At 72.1% G+C, this 23,466-nt stretch carries 17 protein-coding genes, 1 tRNA gene and 1 riboswitch; of the genes, 4 read left to right on the forward strand and 14 right to left on the reverse strand.

The features are described from left to right. Window positions 1-14: 14 nt before the first annotated feature. On the reverse strand, window positions 15-869 hold the full coding sequence (locus D1J60_RS14115) for a Bax inhibitor-1/YccA family protein (protein WP_125821335.1): 855 nt from the start codon (window positions 867-869) through the stop codon (window positions 15-17). 136 nt (window positions 870-1,005) lie between these two features. Next, window positions 1,006-1,088, reverse strand: a tRNA-Leu gene (locus D1J60_RS14120). A 430-nt stretch (window positions 1,089-1,518) separates the two neighbouring features. Here D1J60_RS14120 and D1J60_RS14125 point away from each other — a divergent pair. Continuing rightward, a complete protein-coding gene (locus tag D1J60_RS14125) occupies window positions 1,519-2,286 on the forward strand; it encodes an ABC transporter ATP-binding protein (protein ID WP_125603645.1) in 768 nt (255 codons plus the stop codon). Between the two features lie 78 nt (window positions 2,287-2,364). Continuing rightward, the gene (locus D1J60_RS14130) at window positions 2,365-4,914 is read left to right on the forward strand and encodes an ABC transporter permease (RefSeq protein WP_125821336.1); all 2,550 of its coding nucleotides are present in this window, start codon (window positions 2,365-2,367) and stop codon (window positions 4,912-4,914) included. A 122-nt stretch (window positions 4,915-5,036) separates the two neighbouring features. Here the strand turns inward: D1J60_RS14130 and D1J60_RS14135 are convergent, their stop codons facing one another. The 9 genes from D1J60_RS14135 to D1J60_RS14175 all read right to left on the reverse strand — a co-directional run bounded on the left by D1J60_RS14135 (window position 5,037) and on the right by D1J60_RS14175 (window position 15,973). Next, window positions 5,037-6,425: a cyclopropane-fatty-acyl-phospholipid synthase family protein gene (locus D1J60_RS14135; protein WP_125821337.1), complete on the reverse strand. Its 1,389-nt coding sequence runs from the start codon at window positions 6,423-6,425 to the stop codon at window positions 5,037-5,039. Between the two features lie 204 nt (window positions 6,426-6,629). Next, on the reverse strand, window positions 6,630-8,015 hold the full coding sequence (locus tag D1J60_RS14140; protein ID WP_125821338.1) for an NAD(P)/FAD-dependent oxidoreductase: 1,386 nt from the start codon (window positions 8,013-8,015) through the stop codon (window positions 6,630-6,632). 576 nt (window positions 8,016-8,591) lie between these two features. Beyond that, complete coding sequence (locus D1J60_RS14145) at window positions 8,592-9,533, reverse strand: Ppx/GppA phosphatase family protein (RefSeq protein ID WP_125604123.1); 942 nt, start codon at window positions 9,531-9,533, stop codon at window positions 8,592-8,594. After that, a complete protein-coding gene (locus D1J60_RS14150) occupies window positions 9,530-10,084 on the reverse strand; it encodes a DUF501 domain-containing protein (protein ID WP_125821339.1) in 555 nt (184 codons plus the stop codon). The genes D1J60_RS14145 and D1J60_RS14150 overlap by 4 nt, the downstream gene beginning before the upstream one ends. 51 nt (window positions 10,085-10,135) lie before the next feature. Continuing rightward, entirely contained in the window at window positions 10,136-10,624 is a 489-nt protein-coding gene (locus D1J60_RS14155; RefSeq protein ID WP_007264518.1) for a septum formation initiator family protein, read from the reverse strand. A 127-nt stretch (window positions 10,625-10,751) separates the two neighbouring features. After that, on the reverse strand, window positions 10,752-12,038 hold the full coding sequence (eno, locus tag D1J60_RS14160) for a phosphopyruvate hydratase (RefSeq protein WP_045947571.1): 1,287 nt from the start codon (window positions 12,036-12,038) through the stop codon (window positions 10,752-10,754). A gap of 316 nt (window positions 12,039-12,354) precedes the next feature. After that, window positions 12,355-13,104: a transglycosylase family protein gene (locus tag D1J60_RS14165; protein ID WP_125604125.1), complete on the reverse strand. Its 750-nt coding sequence runs from the start codon at window positions 13,102-13,104 to the stop codon at window positions 12,355-12,357. 2 nt (window positions 13,105-13,106) lie between these two features. Further along, a riboswitch (cyclic di-AMP (ydaO/yuaA leader) is annotated at window positions 13,107-13,279 on the reverse strand. A gap of 275 nt (window positions 13,280-13,554) precedes the next feature. Continuing rightward, on the reverse strand, window positions 13,555-14,619 hold the full coding sequence (locus D1J60_RS14170; RefSeq protein ID WP_125821340.1) for a transglycosylase family protein: 1,065 nt from the start codon (window positions 14,617-14,619) through the stop codon (window positions 13,555-13,557). Between the two features lie 127 nt (window positions 14,620-14,746). Continuing rightward, the gene (locus D1J60_RS14175; RefSeq protein WP_125604489.1) at window positions 14,747-15,973 is read right to left on the reverse strand and encodes a cytochrome P450; all 1,227 of its coding nucleotides are present in this window, start codon (window positions 15,971-15,973) and stop codon (window positions 14,747-14,749) included. A 170-nt stretch (window positions 15,974-16,143) separates the two neighbouring features. Between D1J60_RS14175 and D1J60_RS14180 the strand changes: the two genes are divergently transcribed. Continuing rightward, window positions 16,144-17,343, forward strand: coding sequence for a globin domain-containing protein (locus D1J60_RS14180; protein WP_241253259.1), 1,200 nt, complete (start codon window positions 16,144-16,146; stop codon window positions 17,341-17,343). On the opposite strand, the gene D1J60_RS14185 is transcribed toward D1J60_RS14180, so the two are convergent. The 3 genes from D1J60_RS14185 to D1J60_RS14195 all read right to left on the reverse strand — a co-directional run bounded on the left by D1J60_RS14185 (window position 17,340) and on the right by D1J60_RS14195 (window position 20,792). Continuing rightward, on the reverse strand, window positions 17,340-18,353 hold the full coding sequence (locus D1J60_RS14185; RefSeq protein WP_125821341.1) for a nucleoside triphosphate pyrophosphohydrolase: 1,014 nt from the start codon (window positions 18,351-18,353) through the stop codon (window positions 17,340-17,342). The two genes, D1J60_RS14180 and D1J60_RS14185, sit on opposite strands and share 4 nt — an antisense overlap. A gap of 28 nt (window positions 18,354-18,381) precedes the next feature. Further along, window positions 18,382-19,008: a SurA N-terminal domain-containing protein gene (locus tag D1J60_RS14190; RefSeq protein ID WP_125821342.1), complete on the reverse strand. Its 627-nt coding sequence runs from the start codon at window positions 19,006-19,008 to the stop codon at window positions 18,382-18,384. A 218-nt stretch (window positions 19,009-19,226) separates the two neighbouring features. After that, window positions 19,227-20,792, reverse strand: coding sequence for a hypothetical protein (locus D1J60_RS14195; RefSeq protein WP_241253260.1), 1,566 nt, complete (start codon window positions 20,790-20,792; stop codon window positions 19,227-19,229). Between the two features lie 241 nt (window positions 20,793-21,033). Between D1J60_RS14195 and D1J60_RS14200 the strand changes: the two genes are divergently transcribed. Next, the gene (locus tag D1J60_RS14200) at window positions 21,034-23,439 is read left to right on the forward strand and encodes a YfhO family protein (protein ID WP_241253261.1); all 2,406 of its coding nucleotides are present in this window, start codon (window positions 21,034-21,036) and stop codon (window positions 23,437-23,439) included. The last annotated feature ends 27 nt before the right edge of the window (window positions 23,440-23,466 follow it).

The raw sequence follows: 23,466 nt of genomic DNA on the forward strand, positions 1-23,466 counted from the left end.
TGCTGCCGGTACGACTAGTCGTCGCCGGAGAGGATCTGGAACAGGCGCAGCAGCTCCAGGTAGATCCACACCAGGGTCAGCGTGAGGCCGAAGGCCGCCAGCCAGGCCTCCTCGCGCGGGGCGCCGTACGTCACGCCGTCCTCGACCTGCTTGAAGTCCATGGCGAGGAAGCAGGCGCCGAGGACGACGCCCACGATGCCGAAGACGATGCCGAGCGGACCGCTGCGGAAGCCGAGGCCGTCACCGCCGCCGAACAGCATGAACAGCGAGTTCGCCAGCATGAGCAGGACGAAGCCGAGGGCCGCGGCCATCACGAAGCCCGTGAAGCGGCGGGTGACGCGGATCCAGCGCATCTTGTAGGCGACGAGCACCGCCGCGAAGACGCACATCGTGCCGAGCACGGCCTGGACGACCACGCCGGGGCTGATGTAGGTGCTGGCGACCATGGAGATCACGCCGAGGAACACGCCCTCGAACGCCGCGTAGCCGATGATCAGCGCGGGCGTCGGCTTGCGCTTGAAGCTCTGGACCATGGCCAGCACGAACGCGACGAGCGCCGAGCCGACGGCGACGCCGTACGACTTGCTCACGTTGGCCGGGTCGACGGGAAGGGCGATCCACGCGAGGGTCGCGGTGACGATCAGGGTGCCGAGCGTCATGGCCGTACGGGTCACGACGTCGTCGATGGTCATCGCGCTGCCGCGGACCGGGGCCGCCGGCATGCCGGTGGTCGGGTCGGTGGCGTAAGGATTCGTCGCGTACGGGTTGGTCGCGGTCCCGGCCTGCGCGTGCTGCGCCTCGAAGCCCGCGTAGCCGCCGTTGTCGCGGCTGAACCCCCGTCGCGAGAAGACCGGGTTACTGCTCCTCATCTCACTCCTCCATGGCCACCGTGCGCGGCCTTGCGTCAAGAGTAATGCGCTCGCAAAAAAAGCACCCTACTGCTGGAGGAGGATCTTAGGAGAAGGCGCGGCGGACCGCCGCCGATAAACGGAAGAGCCGCATGTGTGCCCGGAGCCGGACTTGAACCGGCACGGCCCGAGAGCCAGCGAGGTTTAAGCTCGCCGTGTCTGCCATTCCACCATCCGGGCAAGGCGCGGCGGGCCCCGTGGAAAATGCCTTGAACGCAGTGATGAGCCTATCCGGAACACCCCTGCCACCTGGGGGCTCTCTATCCGATGTTGTCTGATTTTATTGGCGATTGAGTGGCCGTCAGACCCGATAAGTCGCGGTCGGCCCCCTTCCGGAGGATGCGCCGCCCCGCCCCGGGATTGACCTGATTCCGCTGCCTCCGCGCCACCCCGGGCCACCCCCCGCGCCGGACCCGCGTGGACCGCCGCACCGTCCCCCTCGACGGCGTCCCCGTCATACCAGAGGAGGAGACGGCGCCGCCCGCGGTCAGACTCCAGTGGGCCGTCGAACGGGCACCTCGGCTGATCCCCGGCGGGGGTGCCCCCGGTGAGGATGGAACGGTCCCGCCCCACCGCAGAACCGTTCGACAGGAGCACCCACGTGACCGCCATGAACTACGCCCGGCAGCACACCGCACAGGCCGTGGCGGCCCGCGCCACGCAGCTCTCCAAGGTGTACGGCCAGGGCGAGACCCAGGTGGTCGCGCTGGACAACGTCTCCGTCGACTTCGCCCAGGGCCAGTTCACCGCGATCATGGGCCCCTCCGGCTCCGGCAAGTCCACCCTGATGCACTGCGTCGCCGGCCTGGACACCTTCTCCTCCGGCTCCGTCCGCATCGGCGACACCGAGCTCGGCTCCCTCAAGGACAAGCAGCTGACCCAGCTGCGCCGCGACAAGATCGGCTTCATCTTCCAGGCCTTCAACCTGCTGCCGACCCTGACCGCCCTGGAGAACATCACCCTCCCCATGGACATCGCCGGCCGCAAGCCCGACAAGCAGTGGCTGGACACCGTGGTGGACATGGTCGGCCTCTCCGGCCGCCTCTCCCACCGCCCCACCCAGCTCTCCGGCGGCCAGCAGCAGCGCGTCGCCGTCGCCCGCGCCCTCGCCGCCCGCCCCGAGATCATCTTCGGTGACGAGCCGACCGGAAACCTCGACTCCCGCTCCGGCGCCGAGGTCCTCGGCTTCCTGCGCAACTCGGTCCGCGAGCTCGGCCAGACCGTCGTGATGGTCACCCACGACGCCGTCGCCGCCTCCTACGCCGACCGCGTCATCTTCCTCGCCGACGGCCGCATCGTCGACGAGATGTACGCGCCCACCGCCGACGGCGTGCTCGACCGGATGAAGGCCTTCGACGCCAAGGGCCGCACCAGCTGACCCGGAGCGTGACCGCCCCGCTCCGCGGAGCCCCCGCAGCCCTCCTCACAGACCTCCAGCCCCAGGACTGAGATCCCCATGTTCCGTACCGCCCTGCGCAACGTGCTCGCGCACAAGGCGAGGCTGCTGATGACGGTGCTCGCCGTCACCCTCGGCGTAGCCTTCGTCTCCGGCACCCTCGTCTTCACCGACACCCTCGGCAAGTCCCTGTCCGGCCAGTCCGCCAAGAGCTACCGCGGCGTCGCCGTCTCCGTCACCTCGTACGGGCAGGCCCGCTCCGAGGACGGCCAGAAGGAGGGCGACCCCGGCATCAGCCAGCAGACCCTGGACAAGGTCAGGGCCGTCAAGGGCGTCGGCTCGGTCTCCGGCCGCGTCTCCGGCTTCGCCGGCGTCGGCGACGAGAACGGCAAGCTGATCGGCACCGGCTGGGCCAACAAGGGCTCCAATTACGCCCCCGTCAAGGACGGCAAGGACCCCCGCTACACGTTCACCGACGGCACCGGCCCGGTCAAGGACGACCAGGTCGCCCTCGACAAGGAGACCGCGGCCAAGGGCGGCTACAAGACCGGCGACAAGGTCCGCGTCGCCACCAACGGACCGGTCCGCGAGTTCACCCTCACCGGCGTCTTCACCACCGAGGACGGCGCCGTCAACGCCGGCGGCAGCCTGGTCCTCTTCGACACCAAGGTCGCCCAGGAGCTCTACCTCCAGCCCGGCTTCTACGACGAGCTCTCCGTCGCCGCCGCCCCCGACGCCTCCGCCGACCAGCTGCTCGCCGACATCAAGCCGCTCGTCGACGGCAAGACCACCAAGGCCCAGACCGGCGCCGCGCTCGCCGCCCAGCAGGCCAAGGACATCGAGAAGGGGATGAGCAGCATGAGCAACATGCTGCTCGCCTTCGCCGGCATCTCCCTCTTCGTCGGCATCTTCCTGATCTACAACACCTTCACCATGCTGGTCGCCCAGCGCACCAAGGAGCTGGCCCTGCTGCGCGCCGTCGGCGCCAACCGCGGCCAGGTCATGCGCTCGGTGCTCGCCGAGGCCCTCGTCGTCGGCGCCCTCTCGGCCGCCATCGGCCTGGCCGCCGGCGTCGGACTGGCGGCCGGCATGCGCTCCCTGATGGACACCATCGGCGCCAAGATCCCCGCCGGGGACCTGGTCATCGCCCCGGGCACGGTCATCGCCGCCCTGGTCATCGGCGTCCTCGTCACCACCGCCGCCGCCCTGCTGCCCGCCTGGCGCACCGGCCGGATCGCCCCGGTCGCCGCCATGGGCAGCGCCCACCTGCCGGCCTCCGCCAAGTCCCTCGTGGTCCGCAACGTCATCGGCTCCGTGATCAGCCTCGCGGGCGTCGGCGTCGTCTTCCTCGGCGTCTCGATGGGCGGCGACGGCCGCATGGTCATCGGCGGCGGCGCGGCCTTCCTGCTCATCGGCATGATCGTGCTGCTCCCGCTGCTCTCCCGGCCGGTCATCGCGGCCGTCCGCCCGGCCCTGCAGAAGGTCTTCGGCGTCCCCGGCAAGCTGGCCGCCCAGAACGCCGTGCGCAACCCGCGCCGCACCGCCGTCACCGCCGCCTCCCTGGCGATCGGCCTCACCCTCGTCACCACCATGTCCGTGCTCGGCGTCACCATGGGCAAGGCCATCGACCGGATGAGCACCGACAAGCTCAAGGCCGACTACAAGGTCACCATGTCCGGCGGCATCGGCGGCCTCGACAAGTCGGTCGTCGACGCCCTGGCCAAGGCCCCCGGCGTCAAGGCGGTCTCCCCGCAGGCCGCCGGCTACTTCAAGACCGGCGACACCTTCCGCGCCGCGTCCGGCGTCAACCCGGCCGCCATCGGCCAGGTCCTGAACATCAAGGTCCTCAGCGGCTCCCTGGACAGCCTCGGCAAGGGCGAGGTCGCCGTCGCCGAGAAGACCGCGAAGAAGCAGGACCTGACCGTCGGCTCCACCCTCCAGGCACAGTTCGAGGACGGCCAGAAGGCCAACCTGAAGGTCGGCGCCGTCTACGAGGACCTCGACGGGCTGCTGTCCCCCTTCGTCCTCGACAACAAGATCCTCGCGGCGCACACCGACCAGCAGCACATCCCCGAGGTCTACGTCAACACCGCCGGCGGCCAGTCCGCGGCGAGCCAGCAGGCCGTCATCGACGCCCTCGGCAAGAACCCGGCGATGACCGTCGCCACCCAGCAGGACATGCGCAACGAGATGGGCGGCATCATCAACACGATGCTCAACATCATGTACGGCCTGCTCGGCATGGCGCTGATCATCTCCGTGCTCGGCGTGGTCAACACCCTGGCGATGTCCGTCTTCGAGCGGACCCAGGAGATCGGCATGCTGCGGGCGATCGGCCTCGACCGGGCCCGGGTGAAGAACATGATCCGCCTGGAGTCCGTGGTGATCTCGCTCTTCGGCGCGGTCCTCGGCATCGGCATCGGCCTCTTCCTCGCCTGGGCTGTCGGCTCCACCCTGTCCAAGGCGGTGCCGAACTACGAACTGGTCCTGCCCTACGACCGGATCGGCGTCTTCCTCCTGCTGGCCGCCGTCGTCGGCGTCCTGGCCGCCATGTGGCCGGCCCGCAGCGCCGCCCGGCTGAACATGCTGACCGCCATCAAGACCGAGTAGCGGTACGGGCGTACGCGCCGCGCGGGACGCGCACGGGACGCCGTACGCAAGGGCCCCGGGGCAACACGCCCCGGGGCCCTTCCCGTTGCCCGGCCGCCGCTGTCCCCGGCGGCCGTACGGCGCTACGCGGGGCCCGTGCCCCACACGCGCGTCCGCAGCGGCATCCCCGAGGCACCCGCGCCCCCGGGGCGCACCGCCAGCACCTGGTTGACCCCCAGCCGGCCGTGCTCGAAGCCCAGCGCGGACGCCGCCATGTACAGCAGCCACACGCGGGCCCTGCCGGGCGAGGTGAGCCGGACGGCCTCGTCCCAGTGCCGTTCCAGGCGCGCCACCCAGGCCCGCAGGGTCAGCGCGTAGTGCTCGCGCAGCGCCTCCACGTCGCGGACCTCGAAGCCGGCCCGCTCCAGCTCGCCGACGGTGGTGCCGATCGGGGAGAGCTCCCCGTCCGGGAACACGTACGCGTCGATGAACTCGTCGATCTCGTACGCCTGCTCGTCCTGCTCGGGGGGCCGGCCGATCTGGTGGTTGAGCAGCCGGCCGCCGGGGGCCAGCAGGGCGTGCAGTATCCCGGCGTACTCGCGGTAGCGGGCGGAGCCCACGTGCTCGGCCATGCCGATCGAGGAAATGGCGTCGTACGGGCCGTCCTTGACGTCCCGGTAGTCCTGCACCCGGATCTCCACCCGGTCGGTCAGGCCCTCCTCGGCGATCCGCTTGCGGGCGTACGCGGCCTGCTCGCGCGAGAGCGTGATGCCGGTGACGCGCACCCCGTACTCGCGGGCGGCGTGCAGGGCCATGGAGCCCCAGCCGCAGCCGACGTCCAGGAGGCGCCGGCCCGGCTCCAGGGCGAGTTTGCGGCAGACCAGGTCGAGCTTGTCCCGCTGGGCGTCCTCCAGGGTGCCCTCCGCGGTCCAGTAGGCGCAGGAGTACACCATGGAGGGCCCCAGGACCCGCTCGTAGAAGTCGTTTCCCACGTCGTAGTGGTGGCTGATCGCCTCGCTGTCGCGCCGCTTGGAGTGGCGCGGCCCGCCGCCGCGGACGGCCTCCTCCGGCGGCGGCGCGGGCGCCGTCCACGGACGCGCCAGGGCCACGAGGTCGCGTACGGCGGCCCGTGCGGCCGGGTCGCGCAGCAACGCGGCGGTCCCGGCGGGGCCGGAACCGAGCCCGGGCAGGTACGGGCGCAGGGCCGCGAGCTTGCCCAGCCCCGAACGGGCCGGGACGGGGACGGGGGCGGGGCCCCGCCGCTCCCGCTCCCACAGCAGGCCGCCCACCCGGTCGAGCAGTTCGAACAGGTCGCCCTCGACGGTCAGGTCACCGGCGACCCAGGCGCGGGCGAGCCCCAGTTCGCCCGGCTTCCACAGGATCCGGCGCAGGGCGCGACGGTGTGCGATCACCAGCACCGGGCCGGTGGCCGGGCCGGCCTCGCTGCCGTCCCAGGCCCGTATCCGCACGGGCAGGGGGGCGCCCAGCAGGGTTTCGGCAACGGCTGCCAGCCGCGGCGCGGCGTCGGTCATCTCAGGCACCTCCAGGAGTTCCGTGGAACGACTTCCCACTTCCCCTCTGGGGCAATCACGGCCGGTTTGCCCGCTGGAGCGCCCCTCGACCGGGGCTCCAGCCGGCCGTGCACCTCCCCGGGCACGCCGAAGGGGCCGCCCGCACCACGGATGGCGGGCGGCCCCTTCGGGGTCGTGCTCGGTTTCCTGCCGGACCGGCCGGGGTCAGGAGGCCTTGGCCTTCTGCGCCGGTGCAGCGGCGGCGGCCGGAGCCGGCGCCGGCTTGGCGGCCTCGTAGAACTCCTCGCGGGGGGTCTCCAGGGCTCCGAGGGAGACGACCTCGCGCTTGAGGAACATGCCGAGGGTCCAGTCGGCGAAGACGCGGATCTTGCGGTTCCAGGTCGGCATGGCCATGCCGTGGTAGCCACGGTGCATGTACCAGGCGAGCCGGCCCTTGAGCTTGATCTTCATCTTGCCCATGACGATCATCGCGACGCCCTTGTGGAGGCCGAGGCCCGCCACCGCACCCTTGTTGGAGTGCGAGTACTCCTTCTGCGGGAAGCCCCGCATGCCGGAGACCACGTTGTCGCCGAGGACCTTGGCCTGGCGCAGCGCGTGCTGGGCGTTCGGCGGGCACCAGGCGTTCTCGACCCCGGCCTTGCGGGCGGCGACGTCCGGGACCTGGGCGTTGTCGCCCGCGGCCCAGATGTAGTCCGTGCCCTGGACCTGGAGGGTCGGGGCGGTGTCCACGTGGCCGCGCGGGCCCAGCGGCAGGCCGTAGCGGGCCAGCGCCGGGTTCGGCTTGACGCCCGCGGTCCACACGATGGTGCTGGAGTCGACCTCGAGGCCGTTCTTCAGCACCACGTGGCCGTCCACGCAGGAGTCCATGGAGGTGCTGAGGTAGATCTCGATGCCGCGGGACTCGAGGTGCTCCTTGCCCCAGGTGCCGAGCTTCGGCCCGACCTCGGGAAGGATCTTGTCCGCAGCGTCGACCAGGATGAAGCGCATGTCCTCGCGCTTGATCGTGGAGTAGTACTTCACGGCGTCGCGGGCCATGTCCTCGACCTCGCCGATCGTCTCGGCGCCGGCGAAGCCGCCGCCGACGAAGACGAAGGTGAGGGCCTTGCGGCGGACGTTCTCGTCCGTCGTGGACTCCGCCTTGTCGAGCTGCTCGAGGACGTGGTTGCGCAGGCCGATGCCCTCTTCGACGCCCTTCATGCCGATGCCCTGTTCGGCCAGGCCGGGGATCGGGAAGGTGCGGGAGACGGCGCCGAGCGCGATCACCAGGTAGTCGAAGGGCAGCTCGTACGCCTCGCCGACCAGCGGCGTGACGACGGCGACCTTGCGGTCCTGGTCGATGGTGGTGACCCGGCCGGTGAGAACCTCAGCCTTGGGCAGCACGCGTCGCAGCGGGACGACAACGTGCCGAGGCGAGATGTTGCCTGCGGCCACTTCGGGGAGGAAGGGCTGGTAGGTCATGTACGACCGCGGGTCGACGACCGTGACGGTCGCCTCGCCGTAGCGCATCTTCTTCATGATGCGCTTGGCCGCGTACAGACCTACGTACCCACCTCCTACTACGAGGATCCTGGGACGCTCCGTGGTGCTCATGGAATGAGTATCCAGCACCCCAAGGGGTGACGCTCGTGAGCCCCTTCACAAGGTGCCACAAGGTCTCTGCTACACTGCGCGGCCCGCGTGACCCAGATCATGAGGCGCAACGGGAACCAACGTATACGCGGAGTCGTTGTTCACCCGGTCTGAACTGGCCTCCAAGGCCCCAACCGGACTGGACCACTGGGTTTCGTCCTTACCTCTGATACGAAACCCGTCGCGGCCGCGCATCGCACAAACAGGTGCCGAAACGGCCCTGCGACCCCCGGAACGGCACCGAAGGGCCCCCTCGTTGACCCGGCAGGCCCTTTTTCCTTGTGAAGAACTTCACGAACCTCGTTCCCGGAGGGGCACTTCCGGCCGCCCCAGGGGCCCCCTGGCGCCCCCGCACTGCCGCCGCACCGGCCCCCCTCCCCCCGCCCACCAGCCACTCGTCGGGCGGAACACGATGTTCAGCCGCACGAGCGCACGACGCCCGCTGCACGGCCGCCGGGGAACCGGTCGAGGCGCCGGGAGGCGGGCGGGAACGCCGAGGGCCCCCGCGGTCCGCGGGGGCCCTCGTGGTCAGCGGGCTCAGGCCGCGGACCAGGCGATGCCGTCCAGGATGTCGTGCTCGGAGACCACGACCTCGGTGGCGCCGACGCGCTCCATGATCGCGAGCAGGACCAGGGCGCCCGCGCCGATCACGTCGACCCGCCCCGGGTGCATCACGGGGATGGCGGCGCGCTCGTCGTGGGTGGCGCTCAGCATGCGCTCGCTGATCTCGCGCACCTGCTCGTAGGAGATCCGGGAGTGGTGGATCGCCGACCAGTCGTACGCGTCCAGGCCGAGCGCGATCGCGGCGACCGTGGTCACCGAGCCCGCGAGGCCCACCAGGGTGCGCGCCTCGGCCAGCGGGACCGTCTCGGCGGCCAGGTCCAGGGCCGCCTCGATGTCGGCCCGTATGGCGGCGATCTGCGCCGCGGTCGGCGGGTCGGTGACCTCGCCGTCCACCACCAGGTGGCGCTCGGTCATCCGGACGCAGCCCACGTCGACCGAGCGGGCCGCCCGTACGCGGTCCTCCCCGACGACGAACTCGGTCGAACCGCCGCCGATGTCCACCACCAGGAACGGCCGTTCCAGGTGCTCGTGCGCGACGAGCTCCTTGGTGGCGCCGGTGAAGGAGAACTCCGCCTCCTGCTCGCCGGAGATCACCTCGGGCTCGACGCCGAGGATGTCCAGCACGCCGCGGACGAACTCGTCCCGGTTCTCCGCGTCGCGCGAGGCCGAGGTGGCCACGAAACGCACCCGCTCCGCCCCGAACTCCTTGATCACCCCGGCGTACTCTCGGCAGGCCGCGAAGGTGCGCTCCAGCGCCTCCGGGGCCAGCCGGCCGGTCTTGTCCACGCCCTGGCCGAGCCGGACGATCGTCATCCGCCGGTCGAGCTCGACGAGCTCGCCGGTGGCCGGGTCGCAGTCGGCGACCAGGAGGCGGATGGAGTTGGTACCGCAGTCGATGCCCGCGACCCGGGTCACGCGGCCCCCTCCCCGGGCTCCTCTTCCGTCTTCTCCCCGCACGGGGTGACGCAGGCGCCCTTGGCCCACCACTCCGGCAGCATGGCCAGCGCCTCGTCGCCGAACGGGTTCACGCCGGGGCCGGCGGCCAGCGAGTGGCCCACCAGCACGTGCAGGCACTTGACCCGGTCCGGCATGCCGCCGGCGCTCGGGAAGCCCTGGAGCACCTCGATGGCGTCGCGGCGCCGGATGTAGTCCTCGTGCGCCTTCTGGTAGGCGGCGGCGAGCTCCGGGTCCTCGGCGAGCCGGGCCTGCATCTCCTTCATGACGCCGTTGGCCTCCAGCGTGCCGATCGCGGAGGCCGCGCGCGGGCACGTCAGGTAGTACAGCGTGGGGAAGGGGGTGCCGTCGGGCAGCCGGGGTGCGGTCTCGACGACGTCCGGCTGGCCGCAGGGGCAGCGGTGCGCGATGGCGCGCAGCCCGCGCGGCGGGCGGCCGAGCTGCTGCTCGAACGCCTCGATGTCCGCGTCGGTCGGCTCGGTGCGGTCGGTCTGGGGCGGGGGCGTCTGCATGCCTGGAGGAAGTCTCTTCGTTCGGTCGTGCGTGATGGGTGGGTCAGTGGTTCATTCACCGGGGCGGTCGGCCTTGTCGACGCCGTCCCAGACGTTGGAGTACCAGGGGCGGTCGGAACCGTCCTGGCCGCCGCGGCGGTGCTCCGGGGCCGCGGCCCCGGGGTCGGTCATGATGTAGCCGATCTCCCCCGGGCGCAGGAAGTGCAGGTGCCTGCGCGCCTGCTGCTCCGCGTAGGCGGGGTCCTGCCAGCGGGCCTTTTCGTCGCGGAGCTGTTCGAGGCGCTTGCGCGCGGTGTCGGCGGCCCGCTGCTGGTCCGTGATCTCCGAGCGCTGGGACACGTACTGGCGCATCGGATACGCGAGGGCGACGACCAGCGTACAGAGGACGAGGACCAGCAGTGCCGCGCGGCCGGTGAGCCGGCTGCGGCGGATGTGCCGGCGGGACTGCGAGCGGTAGACGTGGGCCGCGGTCCGCTCGCCGAGCTGCTTGAGCCGGGTCGCCGTCGAGAAGGTGGAGAACCGATCCCGGTTCCCGGCCATGGCCCCGCCTCCCCTGTGCGCGCACTACGCAATACGTCCCCGCACACGGTACGGGACCGAGTGCGGGGACGTACGGAGGCTGCGACCCCAGGGGTGTCCCCCCGGGAGGTGCCGCCCTGAGGCGGTGTCAGCCCTTGAAGCGCGGGAAGGCGCTGCGGCCGGCGTACACGGCGGCGTCGTCGAGGATCTCCTCGATGCGCAGCAGCTGGTTGTACTTGGCGACGCGGTCCGAGCGGGCCGGGGCGCCGGTCTTGATCTGACCGCAGTTCACGGCGACGGCGAGGTCGGCGATGGTGACGTCCTCGGTCTCGCCGGAGCGGTGCGACATCATGCACTTGAAGCCGTTGCGCTGGGCCATCTCGACGGCGTCGAGGGTCTCGGTCAGGGAGCCGATCTGGTTCACCTTCACGAGCAGGGCGTTCGCGGAGCCCTCCTCGATGCCGCGGGCGAGGCGCTCGGGGTTGGTGACGAAGAGGTCGTCGCCGACGATCTGGACCTTGGAGCCCAGGCGGTCGGTGATGGTCTTCCAGCCGGCCCAGTCGTCCTCGAACAGCGGGTCCTCGATGGAGACGAGCGGGTACGCCTCGACGAGCTCGGCGTAGTAGTCGGTCATCTCGGCGGCCGAGCGGGACTGGCCCTCGAACTCGTACTTGCCGTCCTTGTAGAACTCGGACGCGGCGACGTCGAGCGCGAGCGCGATGTCCTTGCCCGGGGTGTAGCCGGCCTGCTTGATGGCCTCGATGATGAGGTCGAGCGCGGCGCGGTTGGACTCCAGGTTCGGGGCGAAGCCGCCCTCGTCGCCCAGGCCGGTGGAGAGGCCCTTGGTGTGCAGGACCTTCTTGAGGGTGTGGTAGACCTCGGCACCCCAGCGCAGCGCCTCGGAGAAGGACTCCGCGCCGATCGGGGCGATCATGAACTCCTGGATGTCGACGTTGGAGTCGGCGTGCGACCCACCGTTGAGGATGTTCATCATCGGAACGGGCAGCAGGTGCGCGTTCGGGCCGCCGAGGTAGCGGAACAGCGGCAGGTCCGAGGCCTCGGACGCGGCGTGCGCGACGGCGAGGGAGACGCCGAGGATGGCGTTGGCGCCGAGCGAGCCCTTGTTGTCGGTGGCGTCGAGGTCGAACATGGCCTGGTCGATCAGGCGCTGCTCGGTGGCGTCGTAGCCGACGAGCTCCGGCCCGATCTGCTCGATGACGGCGAGGACGGCCTTCTCCACGCCCTTGCCCATGTAACGGTTGGGGTCACCGTCGCGGAGCTCGATGGCCTCGAAGGCACCGGTGGAGGCGCCGGACGGAACGGCAGCACGGCCGGTGCTGCCGTCGTCGAGGCCCACCTCGACCTCGACCGTGGGGTTGCCTCGGGAGTCCAGGATTTCCCGGGCTACGACGACGTCGATGGACGGCACGAGCATCTCCTTCTGGGATGTGACGCTGGGTGTGCGGTGGCGTGTGGGCCGTGGGACGGCCTTGCCGACTAGAGCCTAACCGGCTCCGGGGTGTGGGCTGCCCGACCGCCCGGCTCCTGGGACGAAAAAGGGTCCGAATACCCGTCTTCCGGGACATAGGACCCTTGATTTCACGTGCTTGCCGGGGGAACGGGCAGCGGAAGCCGGTGTTCCGGTTCCGCAATGCGGTGACCGGCGGACGACACGCCGCCGCCCGGCGCGTGGGGGGATACGCGCCGGGCGGTGGGGATGCTGCGGGGTGCCGCGAGAGTTACGCGGACGTTCAGGCGAGCTTCAGCTTCTGACCCGGGAAGATCAGGTCGGCGTCGGACACGGTGTCCTTGTTGAGCTCGAAGAGCTTCTCCCAGCCGCCCTTGACCTTGTTGGCGTCGGCGATGGTGCCGAGGGTGTCGCCTTCCTTGACCGTGTAGGTGCCGTTGCCCGTCTGCGGGGTCTCGGCCTTCGGGGTCGACGGCTTGGCCGGGGTCCAGTTGCCGGAGCCGGCGCCGGAGCCCTTGGTCTCGGTCTCGGTCTTCGGCGCGGACGGCTTGGCCGGGGCGGGCTTCGCCGGGGCCGGCTTGGCCGGAGCGGGCTTGGCCGGGGCCGGCTTGGTCTCGGGCTTCGGCTTGGCCGGGGTGGTCGAACCGCCGCCGTTGTACGAGGAGTTGGACAGGCCGACGCCGCAGTGCGGCCACGCGCCCTTGCCCTGGCCCTTGAGGACCTTCTCGGCGATGGCTATCTGCTGGCCCTTGGTGGCCTGGTTGGCCTGCGCGGCGTACGACTTGCCGCCGTACGCGGCCCAGGTGGAGGCGGAGAACTGCAGGCCGCCGTAGTAGCCGTTGCCGGTGTTGATGGACCAGTTGCCGCCGGACTCGCAGGCGGCGACCTTGTCCCACTCGGCCGCGGTGGCGGCGCTGGCGGTACCGGCGGCCATCAGCGGGGCCGCGACGGCGACACCGGCGACACCGGCGAGCGTGACGATGCGGACGGCCTTGGAGCCGCGGCGGTGCTTGCCCTTGCCGGAAAGCAGCATGGATTTCTCCTCACCGACGCCTTCGAGGTGAGCTGTCGGGTTCGGGCGGATGAGTTGCCCGGTCACGCGGCGCGGCGCGTGTCTTCACCCCTAGCCGGTACGCGGGCCGTCTCTCAACGGCCCTTCCCGGCGCCTACCTTGGTTCCCCCGCTCCTGCCTTCGGCGCTTGCGCGACGACTGTTCCCTCCGTCCGCCGGCAGGATTCGGCGATGCGGTCGAAGGAGCCCGCGGTGGCGAGCGATTCAGAAGGTAGACAGGTCTCTCCCCGATGTTCAACGTGTGATTTTGGGGAGAAACCGGCCTACTTGCCTTCCTGAAGAGCACGTTTGTGCAGGTGAGAAGGGGGTTTGCAACAGTTCCGGAACGAGACACGCCAGTTGTCCGGAAGAGATGCATGTCTCATTTGGCGATAACGGACATTCAACTCTTAATGGATGTCCGAACTGCCCACTATTTCTTGGTTAGATCCAGGTTCTGTCCGGGCTTGATGAGGTCCGCGTCCCCACCGATGACCTGCTCGTTGGCCTTGTAGAGCTCGTCCCAACCGCCCTTGACGCCCTTGGCCTTCGCGATGTCCGAAAGGCTGTCGCCCGGCTTCACGGTGTAGACGGGCTCCGCGGCGGGTACTGACGCCGCGCCAGGCGCCCCCTGCACCTCGATGGCGGCCGGGCCGCGGTGCTTGCCCGAGCCGTCCGACGCCGCGCCGGACGGGGTGCCCGCCGTGGCGCCCGGGGTGGCCGGAGCGGTGGGCGTGGCGCCCGGGGCGGGAGTCGCACCCGGGGTGGCCGGAGCCGTCGGGGTGGCGCCCGGGGCCGTCGGGGTGCCCGGGGCCGTGGGCGTGCCCGGGGTGGGCGTGCCGGGGGTGGGCGTGCCCGGCGTCGGCGTGGGCGTGCCGGGCGTCGTGGGCTGGACCGTGTAGTCCGGCTCGGGCATGACGGGCAGTCCGCTGGAGGGGCCCAGCGGGTAGTCCGGCAGCCCGCTCGGGTTGGACGGGGTGCCCGGCGCCGGGGTCGGGGCCCCGAAGTCCGTGGAGGGCTTGCCCTTGCCCGCGTTCGGCACCGAACCGTCGGGGCGGCCCTTGGTGGGCGCGACGGGCGCGGGCTCCAGCTTGTCACCGGGGTCCACGTCGGGCGCGGGGCCCTGCTGGGTCAGCCCGGCCGAGGCGGAGCACAGCGGCCACGCCTGGGGGCCCTGGGAGGCCAGCACGCGCTCGGCGACCGCGATCTGCTGGGAGCGGCTGGCGAGGTCGGGGCGCTCCGCGTACGCGAGGCCGCCGGCGTTGCGCCACTGTTCCAGGGTGAACTGCAGGCCGCCGTAGGCGCCGCTGCCGGAGTTCGCGCTCCAGGTGCCGCCGCTCTCGCAGTCGGCGACCTTGTCCCACGTGGCGGTGTCGGCCGCGTTCGCACCTGTGGCGGCGAGCAGCGGCATGGCCAGCGCGGAGCCGGTGACTCCTGCGGTGACGACGATCGCGGGTACCTGGCGGGGGCGTCTGTGGCGGCCGTTCCCGGGAAGCATGAGGCTGCACCTTTCGCATAACGGCGGGGTAACGGCAGAACCTAGCCGCCTTCGAACGGATGTCACAAGTTCGGCGGTGGAACGGTGCGGAACTGACTTCCGGTCAGTCCGGCGGCCCCCCGCGCCCTCAACCGTTCGGGACTGTGAAGCGGACGGGGAGGGTGCGCAGCCCCCGCATGATGAGTCCGCCGCGCCAGCGCAGGTCCGTAGGGGGAATCGCAAGTTCCAGATCCGGCAGACGCTTCAGCAAAGTTCCGAGCGCCGTCTGCCCCTCGAGACGGGCCAGCGGAGCGCCGAGGCAGTAGTGGATCCCGTGGCCGTATCCGAGGTGTTGGTTGTCACTCCGGGAGAGGTCCAGGGTGTCCGGGTCGGCGAACCGCTCCGGGTCGCGGTCGGCCGCCGCGAGGACCACCAGCACGGGGTCCCCCGCCGCGATGTCCTGCCCGCCCAGGACCAGCGGCCGGGTGGCGAACCGCCAGGTGGCCAGCTCCACGGGGCCGTCGTAGCGCAGCAGTTCCTCGACACCGGTCTCCAGCAGCGCGCTCTCCCCGGCCGCGAGGGAGGCCTGGAGGCGCTCGCGCTGGTCCGGGTTCATGAAGAGGGAGTGGATGCCGTTGCCGATGAGGTTCACGGTCGTCTCGAAGCCGGCGAAGAGCAGGATGAAGGCCATCGCCGTGGCCTCCGCCTCCGTCAGATGGTCTCCGTGGTCACTTGCCCGGATCAGATCGGAGATGAGGTCATTGCCCAGATCGTCCCGCTTGCGGTGGATCAGTTCCCCGAGATAGGCCCGCATCTGCTTCACCGAGCGCGCGACCCCTCCGCGCGGCCCGCCGCCGTGCCGGATCATCATCCCGGCCCAGTCGCGGAAGTCGTCCTGGTCCTCCCGCGGTACGCCGAGCATCTCGCAGATGGCGTAGATGGGGAGCGGGAACGCGAACTCGTGGATGAGGTCCGCCTCCCCCCTGCCCGCGAACCGGTCGATCAGGCCGTCGGTCAGCTCCTGCACGCGCGGAGTGAACTCGGCCACACGCCGCGGGGTGAACGCCTTCGACACCAGCCGCCGCAGCCGGGTGTGGTCCGGCGGGTCGATATTCAGCAGGTGCGTCATCAGCTCCGCCTTGCGCTCCCCCGGGATCCCGGTCTTGCCCTTGGCGTGCGCCGGCTCCGCGTGGTGCGCCGGGTTCTTGCTCAGCCGCTGGTCCGCGAGGGCCTGGCGGGCGTCGGCGTACCGCGTCACCAGCCAGGCCTCCACCCCGCTGGGCAGCCGGGTGCGGTGCACCGGGGAGTTCTCGCGCAGCCAGGCGTAGGCCGGGTACGGGTCGGTGGCGAACTCCCAGTCGAAGAGCGTCGGCATCTCCGTACGGGACGGATCGGGCTGGGCGGCGGAGGTCTGATCGTGCACCCGTCGACCGTATCCCGGCTCGCCACCGGCCATCCCTTATGGCCGCTTCATCGCGGCTGTCCGCAGATCGGACATCACTTGACGTCAGGTTCTGCGACATTCCTACTTTCGGTTCTGTGGACGTGAGGATCTTGAAGAGCAGTTTCGCGGTGGTGGAGAGAAGGGCCGAACACGCGGTCAAGTACTTCTACTCCCACCTCTTCTGGCACAACCCCGGACTCCGCGAACTCTTCCCCTCCTCCGCCGAGGACATGGAACGCCAGCGCGACCGGCTCTTCGCCGCGCTCACCCACGTCGTCACCCACCTGGAGAGCGGGACCCTCGTCCCCTACCTACGCGACCTCGGACGCGACCACCGCAAGTTCCTCGTCGGCCCCGAGCACTACGCGGCCGTCGGCACCAGCCTGATCGCCGCCCTCGCCCAGACCTCCGGCGACGCCTGGACCCCGGCCGTCGAGAAGGCCTGGTACGAGGCCTACCAGGTCATCGCCGACACCATGACCGCCGGCGCCGCCGACAGCGACGAACCACCCTGGTGGGAGGCCGAGGTGGTACGCCACCTCCAGTACGGACAGGACATCGGCGTACTGACCCTCGCCCCGCGCACCCCGCTGCCCTACCGCCCCGGCCAGTACGTCAGCGTGAGCAGCACCCGCGTCCCCACCACCTGGCGCACCTACTCCCTCGCCAACGCCCCCCGCCCCGACGGCACCGTCGACCTGCACGTCAGCCGCATCGAAGGCGGCCGCCTGAGCACCGCCCTGGTCCGCGACGTCCTGCCCGGCGAGGTCCTGCGGCTCGGCGCCCCCGGCGGCCGGCTCACCCTGCGCCGCGAGGACCGCCCCCTCACCCTCATCGCCGCCGGCACCGGGTGGGCTCCCGTACGCGCCCTGCTGGAGGAACTCCTCCAGCACCCTCCCGACCACGACGTACGCCTCTTCGTCGTCGCCCGGGACGCCGCGCACCTCTACGACCGGCCCCTGATCGACCGGCACGCAGCCGCCTGCCGCTGGCTCGGCGTCACCTACATCACGCCCGCCCCCGGGCAGCACCGCAACCAGGCCACCGACCGGCTGGCGACGGCCCTCGGCAACCGCGCCCTTTGGCGGGAACAGGACGTCTACCTCAGCGGGCCGGCCCTGTTCGTCGAGGAGACCTCCCACCTCCTCCAGGAACTCGGAGCCCGCCCCGACCGCCTCTTCCACGACGCCGTCCCCGTCGCCGGCTCACAGCGCCCCCGCCCGCTGGGCTTCGGCGAGTGGTTCCTGCACCGGCCGTCCCCGCAGTGGCACAACCCCTCGGCCCGCGCCCCGCGCGACTAAACCGCGTCCTCGACACCCTCGGCCGCCCGGATCGCGTCCCGGTAGACGCGGGCCGCCGCGCGCAGCGCCGTCTCCGGGTCGGTCCCCGACGCCTCGGCGCGGGCCGCCAGCTCCAGCAGCTCGTACCCGATGCCCTCGCCCCGGGGCAGCTCCACCGCCACCCCGCCCGCACGCGCCCGCCCGGCGAGCTTGGCCGCCAGCGCCAGGCCCGGCTGGCCCAGCGGGATCCCGTCGGTGACCGACTCCCGCTGCTTCTCCACCGCCTTGGTGGCCTGCCAGTGGGCGCTGACGTCCTCCGGGGAGTCGGCCGTGGCGTCCCCGAACACGTGGGGGTGGCGCCGGATCAGCTTGTCGACCAGGTCACCCGCGACGTCGTCGATGGAGAAGGCCTGTGCCCCGTCCTCACCGCCGCCCGCCTCCTCGGCGATCCGCGCGTGGAAGACCACCTGGAGCAGCACGTCGCCCAGCTCCTCGCGCAGCGCGTCCCGGTCGCCGTCCTCGATCGCCTCCACCAGCTCGTACGCCTCCTCGATGGCGTACTTCACCAGCCCCTCGTGGGTCTGCCGCGAGGTCCAGGGGCACTCCCGCCGCACCCGGTCCATGACCTGCACCAGGTCCAGCAGCCGCGCCCCCGGCAGGTCGTACGAGCCGGGCAGCAGCTCCAGGTCGGGCATGGCGACCCGGCCCGACCCGGCCAGCCGGGCCAGACCGTCCGTCAGCCGCTGGTCGCCCTCCCCGGACGGCAGCACCACGACCGTCCGGCCCCCGGCACACGCCGCGACGAGCTCGTGCGCGTCCGGGCCCTCCAGCTCCACCTCGACCCCCGCCTCGCGCAGGTACGGCAGCTGCGGGTGGCCCGGGTCGGAGCACAGCACCCGGTCCGCGGCGTGCAGCACCTGCCAGGCCGGCCAGGACAGCAGCCCCGGGGCGACCCGGTGGCTGGCGGTCAGCAGGACGATCCGGCCCGTGGGCTCGGCGGGAGCGGCGGCGGAGGCGGAGGTGTCGTTCACCCCCCGAACCTACCTCCGCCCGCCCGCCTCAGGCTCCGGCGGGGGCCGCCTGCTCCGGACGGGTCCGCTGGGTGATCCACGGCGTCTCCTGGTCCCCGAGCAGGATCTGCTGCGCGTCCCAGTGCCCGTACCGCGGGTTGACCTCGATGTGCAGCGCCTTCGCCGCCTCCCCCAGCTTGGCCAGCGCCTTGTCCTGGCTGCCGTAGTGCGCGAAGAGCTTGTCCCGCAACAGCTTGAAGCGGGTGTCCGCCTCGATCTGCCCCGGCGCCAGCTGCGCCTGCTGCAGCGCGGCGTCCCGCAGCGCCTTCTCCCCGCCCAGCTGCTCCAGCTGCGCCTTGCGGACGTCCTGGACCTCCTTTGGGCTCACGCTCAGCCCGGCGTCCTCGGCGGCCCGCTCGAGGACGGCGCTCTGGATCATCTTGTTCAGCTTCAGCCGCTCCAGCCCGGCGGTCGCGCCGATCAGCTGCGCACCCTGCTCGGACGTGCTCTGCGCGGCGCGCACGTCGCCGACCTGGGCCTGGAGCGCCGAGGTGGTGATGCGCTCACCCCCGACGACGGCGGCGGTACCGGGCCGGGTCTCCCCGGAACACGCGGTCAGCAGGGGGGCCGCCGCGAGCAGGACGGCGGAGACGGAGAGCGCAGTGCGACGGTGCAAAGGAGCCTCCAGGGCCGGGAGATTGTGCTTCGGTGCACAAGGGCCTTGCGGTGATCGATGGTATGCAGTCAGGGTGGCCCGAGCCACCGGTTCGACCAACGATTCCGGTGGTGTTGGGGTACGAGTTCACCGTTCCTGGTGCCGTCGGCCGTCGTTCTCCCGGTCCCGGTGGGCCGGGCCGGCCGACTGCTTCCCCGAACAGTCTTGGGAAGCGGGGATCAGCACCGGGCGATCGCTCCGGCCCCAGCAGGTCTTCCGCCCTCGACGGGCATGCCTGTGGTCCTCGGCGGGCCGGCGGTCCCGCGCACCCTCGGCCAGGACGCGGTCTGGCCGGTAGCTCTCCGCCGCACGATCCTCCGGTCGTGTGCGGTCACACCTTGCCGACGCCGTATCCCGTGTCCGAGGGCGCGCCTGCCGATCGCCGCCGCGGCCGCGTGATGGCCGGTGACGACGGTGGTCTTCGACTGCTGCTGGAGCGGAGCCTTCCAGTACTGGCCGCCCCAGCGGGAGGTGTAGGCCGGATCGACCGCGACGACAACCAGTCCGGCGTGGTGGGCCATGCCCCGAAGCCGTTCGCGGAACCGGGCGGTTGGCAAGCCTGCGACGGTGCGGCGGAAGGCCTTGCCGCGTTTGCCCCGTCCCATTGTTTCGCGCCCGGTGGCCCAGGTCGCGCCGAAACCGAGGTTCTCGATGGCCAGGCCCGCACAGCCGTGGTCCCTGGCGAGTCCGATCAGTGTGCTGATCGCTGAGCGGAGCCCGTCACGCCGGGAGGCTGGTCCCGTGAGATCGGTGGGCACGCTGACGGGGGTGCCGACCGGGTTGCCGTGCACGTCCACGACACAGACCGCGAGGTGGCCGGCATTGAGGTCCACGGCCAGCAGCCGGGCGCTCCTGGCGGCCAGTTCGACGGGGGTGGGCAAGGCAGCCTTCGGGGCGGACCAGGAGGCGTCGAGGTACCAGCGGCCGCGTCCGGGGTCACGCACGATGTCGTAACGAACGGCCCGGTCGGCCGTGACGCGGTCGAGCCATTCGTCCCGGCGATGGCTGAACCTGACGGTGCAGGCGAGCCGGTAGCGGCCGCGCGGCGCGTTCGCCAGGTGCCTCCGCGGTTCGGGCAGGACGACGGCGACCGCACCGCCCGCCGGGTCGACGCTGATCGTGTAGTTGCCGTGCGGCTTTCCGGACTCGCCGTCGGCGGTCAGGAACATGCGCCGAGCTGTCCAGCGCTCCCGCCACTCGTTCTCGGTGAGACCCTCATCGACGAGGCCGTGCCGCGCCTTGGCCAGACGACGGCCGCCCACCACGATCGCCGGCCGCCCGGCCCCGATGCGCCGCTCCGCCTCGGCCAGGCGCGACGTGAGAACCTGCAAACGCCGCTGCTTCTGCGCGCGCTCCGCCTGGCTGGGATAGCCGCGGACTCCGTCCACCTTGCGCCCGCACGGCACTGCCAGACGGCTGCGGATCTTCGCGACCGCCCGGAGTAGGGCCGACCGTTCGTCCGCCAGGCGCCGCGAGGAGAGGCGGTACTGGTCCTCGCTGACGCGGGTGATGGACCCTGCCCATCGGGACGACGAGACCCTCGTCAACGCGCGCTTGCTTTCGGTCCGCCGGGTGTCCTTTCCCGACACGGACCCGATCCGCAGGCGGTGGGCCAGGTCCGCCCGCGCGTACCGGCCCAGATGGTCGCCCACGGCCAGCAGCACCTCCACATCGCGGGCTGACGGACGCAGACGGTCCCGGATGCGTGCACCCGCGGGTGCCGGCACCGTGAACGGATCGGCCAACGCCCGCAGCCGGTGTCTCTGCCGCCTCTCACCGCCGGCCACTTCCCCCTCCCCTCTCCGACGCCGCGTCCCGCACACGCCCTCCGGCCACAATGGCCTCTCCGGCCGGGTCCGGGCGGCCGTGCGTGCGCCGTTCACCCGTACGAGGCACCCGGCGCTCACGGGCCGAGAGGGCCGGATCAGCAGTCGGCCACCCGTCGGCCACCCCTCCGTCAACCGTTGCTGCGAGGATCTGACCACCATGTCGACATCGCAGCTCGCCCCGCGCCAGGTTCCCGGGCGTCCCGCCGACCGGCCCGTACGACGTTCCGGCCGGAAGGATTCACTCCTCGGGGCGGTGTTCGCCTCGCTCGTCACGGCCGTTGCCGTGTGCGGTGGGGACGCCGTCGCGCGGGTGTTCCCGTACGGGGGGCGCCATCGCAGCGTCAACGACCTCGGCAACCAGTTCGTGCCGTTCCACGCGCACCTGTGGGACCTGCTGCACGGGCGGGCCCGGGGCGGGCTGCTGTTCAACTGGCAGTCCGGGTACGGGACCAGCTTCCTGCCCGATCTCGGGACCTACCTGACGAGCCCCTTCGCCGTACTGGTGGCGCTGTTCCCGCGCGAGGACATCGACCTCGCGGTGTACGTGGTGACCGTGCTGAAGATGGCGGCCGCCGCGGCCGCGATGGCCTGGCTGCTGCGGACCCAGCGGCGCGGGCCGTGGTGGGCGGCGGGGCTGCTGGGGGCCTCGTACGCGCTGTGCGGGTGGTCGGTGATCGAGGCCGCCTACAACCCGATGTGGCTGGACGGGCTCATCGCCTTCCCGCTGCTGTGCCTGACCGGCGAGTGGGCGCTGCGCGGGCGGCGGCCGGTGCTCGGGGTGCTGGTCGTCGCGGTGGGCTGGACCGCCAACTTCTACACCGCGTACATGGCCACGCTCGGCGCGGCGCTGGTGCTGGTCGTGCGGGTGGTGCTGACCCGGCGGGAGGTGCGCGAGCGGGCCCTGGTGGTCGGGCGGGCGGCGGTGACGACGCTGCTGGGGATCGGGCTGTCGGCGCCGGTGCTGGTGCCGCTGTTCCTCAGCACGAAGCAGGCCTACCCGGGCTGGTCCAAGGAGTTCGGGCCGGTGCCGTGGTCCGACTTCTTCGCCCGCCTGCTGCCGGCCACCTACTCCTTCAACTCCCCCGCCGTGTTCGTCGGCACCGGGACCCTGCTGCTGGTGGCGGCGCTGCCGTTCCACCGGGCGCTGCCGGTCCGTACCCGCTGCTGGTGGGCGGGGCTGGTGGTGGCGGTGGCGCTGTCCCTGCAGTGGGAGCCGACCCATCTGCTGTGGCACCTCTTCGCCACCCCGAACGGCAGCGCGTACCGGCAGACGTTCGTGCTGGCCGGCATCGCGGTGATCGCCGCCTGGACGGGCCTCGCCGCGGGCGTGCCCGGGGTGCGGGCGCTCGCGGCGGGCGGCGGTCTGCTGACGGCGGCCGCGCTGTGGGCGGGTGGCAGCGCCCTGGTGACGGCGTGGGGGTACGCGCTGTTCGCGGGCGGGCTGCTGCTGGGCGTCGCCGCGTGGCGGGCGCTGGGCCGGCGCCGGCTGCGGCCGGCGGCCGCGGGGCTGCTCGCGGCGGTGCTGGTGGCGCAGGCCGCGGCGGCGACGGCGTACGGGCACAAGGGCAAGCTGGCCGGGCTGGACGACTACCCGTCCTGGGGCCGGGCGCACACCGCGCGCGCCCGCGCCCTGGCCGGGGCGGAGGGCTGGCCGGCGTACCGGACGGACGCGGGCCGGCCGGCGCTGTCGGGCAACGACCCGCTGCTGCTGGGCGGTGAGGGCGGCGCGTACTACAGCAGCCACACCCCGGACGTGTTCACGCGCACGATGACGGCGCTCGGCGCGGGCTCCACCTCGCGCGGGCGCAGCGTGCAGAGCCTGGACAATCCGGTGACGGACGCGCTGTTCGCGGTGGGCGCCCGGCTGAAGCCCGACGGCTCGGTCGCCCGGCCGGAGGCCCTGCCGCTGGTCACCGTCCAGCCGGCGGAGGCGGCCGGGGCGTACGGGGAGTCGCCGTTCGCCAACCAGGAGCTGCTGCTGGGCGCGAAGGTGTACGAGGACCCGGTCGCGCCCGGGGTGTGCCGGGCGGGGACGGAGGCGTTCCTGTGGGCGCCGGAGTACAACGCGACGGCCCGGCTGGCGGGCGGGCGCCCCTTCAAGCTGAACGGGAACCCGCCGAAGAACCGGGCGGCGCTCCAGTCGCTGGGGCTCTCGCGCGGGCCCGCCTCGAAGCTCGTCTTCGACCGCCCGGCCCCCGCCCGGTGGGCGCTGTCCTGCCTGGACGGCACCCGGCTGGGCGCGGCGGTGGCCGCGCTGCGGGCGAGGGCGGCCACCGGCGTGCGGGTCACCCCGTCGGGGCTGACCGCCACCCTGCCCCCGGGCAGCACGGGCACGGCGGTGGTGTCGGTGCCGGCCATCGCGGGCTGGAGCTGCGACGGCCGCCCGGGGCGATCCCGCCTCGGCCTGCTCGCCGTCCCGCTGGACGGCCGCACCACCACGGTGACCTGCGAGTTCAGCCCGCCGGGGCTGCCGGCCGGGGTGGCCGTGGCGGGGGTGTCCGTACTCGTGGCGGCCGGGGCGGCGCTGCGCCGCCGGCAGCGGGGCGCGGGCGCGGTGGTGTAGGGGTCCCCGGCGCGGCGGCCGGCGCGG

This window comes from Streptomyces sp. W1SF4 (genome assembly GCF_003950035.1).
Lineage (GTDB): Bacteria > Actinomycetota > Actinomycetes > Streptomycetales > Streptomycetaceae > Streptomyces > Streptomyces racemochromogenes.

Coding starts and splice junctions, on each gene's coding strand:
- D1J60_RS14115 (WP_125821335.1), bottom strand. CDS start 869: ATGAGGAGCAGTAACCCGGTCTTCTCGCGACGGGGGTTCAGCCGCGAC.
- D1J60_RS14125 (WP_125603645.1), top strand. CDS start 1,519: ATGAACTACGCCCGGCAGCACACCGCACAGGCCGTGGCGGCCCGCGCC.
- D1J60_RS14130 (WP_125821336.1), top strand. CDS start 2,365: ATGTTCCGTACCGCCCTGCGCAACGTGCTCGCGCACAAGGCGAGGCTG.
- D1J60_RS14135 (WP_125821337.1), bottom strand. CDS start 6,425: ATGACCGACGCCGCGCCGCGGCTGGCAGCCGTTGCCGAAACCCTGCTG.
- D1J60_RS14140 (WP_125821338.1), bottom strand. CDS start 8,015: ATGAGCACCACGGAGCGTCCCAGGATCCTCGTAGTAGGAGGTGGGTAC.
- D1J60_RS14150 (WP_125821339.1), bottom strand. CDS start 10,084: ATGCAGACGCCCCCGCCCCAGACCGACCGCACCGAGCCGACCGACGCG.
- D1J60_RS14155 (WP_007264518.1), bottom strand. CDS start 10,624: ATGGCCGGGAACCGGGATCGGTTCTCCACCTTCTCGACGGCGACCCGG.
- eno (WP_045947571.1), bottom strand. CDS start 12,038: ATGCTCGTGCCGTCCATCGACGTCGTCGTAGCCCGGGAAATCCTGGAC.
- D1J60_RS14165 (WP_125604125.1), bottom strand. CDS start 13,104: ATGCTGCTTTCCGGCAAGGGCAAGCACCGCCGCGGCTCCAAGGCCGTC.
- D1J60_RS14170 (WP_125821340.1), bottom strand. CDS start 14,619: ATGCTTCCCGGGAACGGCCGCCACAGACGCCCCCGCCAGGTACCCGCG.
- D1J60_RS14175 (WP_125604489.1), bottom strand. CDS start 15,973: ATGCCGACGCTCTTCGACTGGGAGTTCGCCACCGACCCGTACCCGGCC.
- D1J60_RS14200 (WP_241253261.1), top strand. CDS start 21,034: ATGTCGACATCGCAGCTCGCCCCGCGCCAGGTTCCCGGGCGTCCCGCC.